Source organism: Alteromonas sp. KUL49 (genome assembly GCF_006538345.1).
Taxonomy (GTDB): domain Bacteria; phylum Pseudomonadota; class Gammaproteobacteria; order Enterobacterales; family Alteromonadaceae; genus Alteromonas.
Map to the genome: position 1 here is coordinate 1 of NZ_BJKL01000027.1, position 1,799 is coordinate 1,799.

At 46.4% G+C, this 1,799-nt stretch carries 1 protein-coding gene and 1 pseudogene; one reads left to right on the top strand and one right to left on the bottom strand.

Annotated features, from left to right (window positions below):
- Positions 1-15 precede the first annotated feature (15 nt).
- Positions 16-224: pseudogene (locus EYS00_RS20330) on the top strand (transposase domain-containing protein); the annotation flags it as partial.
- Between the two features lie 385 nt (positions 225-609).
- Here the strand turns inward: EYS00_RS20330 and EYS00_RS20340 are convergent.
- A protein-coding gene (locus EYS00_RS20340; protein WP_130639737.1) for an IS3 family transposase occupies positions 610-1,787 on the bottom strand; the annotation gives its coding sequence in 2 pieces (ribosomal slippage) (positions 610-1,520 and positions 1,520-1,787; 1,179 coding nt in all).
- Between the last annotated feature and the right edge of the window lie 12 nt (positions 1,788-1,799).

Here is a 1,799-nt window from a genome sequence, read left to right on the forward strand (position 1 = left end):
TAACCATGCTGAACGAGCATAAAACCGCTAGTCATTGGGAGAAAGAACAGGTTGTCTCGAACACACCAAGTGGTGCTGACGCGAGTGCGATGCTTTACAGTATCGTCGAGACGGCTAAAGCTAACGGCCTAATTCTCTATGACTACATGGTCAAGTGTATGAAAGAGTTGGCGAAAGCTGAACCCGATATCGAAGCGCTCTTACCTTGGAATTTCACACATTAGTAATATCGCCCCGTGGGTTCATGGGGCGGATACAAAGAGCTGGCGAAAGCAGAGCCAAATATCGATGCACTCCTACCTTGGAACTTCAAACATTAGTAATACCGCCCGGTGGGTTTATGGGGCGTTTACCTAGTATCCCCAAAATAATGAAGCTCAGAGTTCTGAGCTTCATTTTCGTTAATTATTTGTAGTACTGGTGACGTCGCCTTGAGTTATGTTTCCAACTTTTGGCTAAGCCATACACATGGGCTGGATAGTCATCCCATGGATTTGCCAAAGCGTTACCTCGGGCTGCACGAAGTTTGATTGGGTACCCTTTGCATTCAATTGCGTGAAGAAAGTAATACGCCTTCTCCTGTTTTGTTGAAAAGTGTTTATGTAGTGGTCAAGTAAAATTGGCCACGGTTTTATAAGTCTGCCAATAGAGCCGTTCCGACTCATTTGGTGTGAGACCACCATTGTACTGATGCGGCCTGATTTGGCTGTAATATCTTATGATGTAGCCAACAATGCTTTTCCAGGCCTCTGTTAAATTCCGATAGCCACTAGCTGGCACCCATTCTGTTTTTAGGCTTCTGAAGAAGCGCTCCATCGGGCTGTTATCCCAACAGTTACCTCTACGTGACAGGCTTTGTTTTATCTGATAACGCCATAAAGTTTGACGGAATTTACGGCTAGTGTAATGCGTGCCTTGATCGCTATGGAACATTACTCCTTTAGGCTTTCCACGGCTTTCATAAGCCATTTTTAAGGCTTTGCTTGTCAACTGGCTATCGGGCGAAAAAGACATCGCCCAACCAATTGGTTTACGAGCAAACAAGTCCAGCACAACAGCTAGATAAGCCCAGCGGTTGCCAGTCCAGACATAAGTCACATCACCAACCCACACTTGGTTTGGGGCCGTAACCGCGAACTGCCGCTCAAGATGATTCGGGATCTCCACATGCTCGGGAGACTGTTTCTTATATCTGTGCTTCGGTAGCTGTCGACTCACTAATCCAAGCTTTTTCATGATCTTGGTTGCTCGATAGCGACTCAAGTTAATGCCCGCATTAGTTACGATCCCTGCTATCGTCCGAGCTCCTGCGGAGCCATTGCTGGCACTATGAGCCTCTTGAACAAACGCTCGAGTTTGAACCTCCAATGCAGGAATGGCTCTCGGTCGTCGCTTCCAATACTTGTAACTACTTCGATGAATGCCAAAGACGTTGCACAGTGTAGTGATGCTGTAGCTCTGTTTGAGTCGTTCGACTATCGAGAATTTTTCAGTGAGTCCGACATTAACAGAGCTGTAGCCTTTTTTATGATTTCGTTGTGCTCTTCAAGCTCTGCGATCCGCTTTTTCAGTTCTCGAATTTCAATTTGTTCTGGTGTCAGTGGTGAGGCCTTTGGCGTAATGCCTTTTCGCTCTTGTTTGAGCTGCCTGACCCACTTGTCCATAGCCGATCTGCTCACATTCATAGCTTTGGCCGCTTCATCAACTGAGTACTCTTGGTCAACGACCAGCTGAGCTGCTTCAAGTTTGAATTCTGGGCTGAAAGTTCTTCTCGTACGTTTTGTCATAGTTTCACCTGT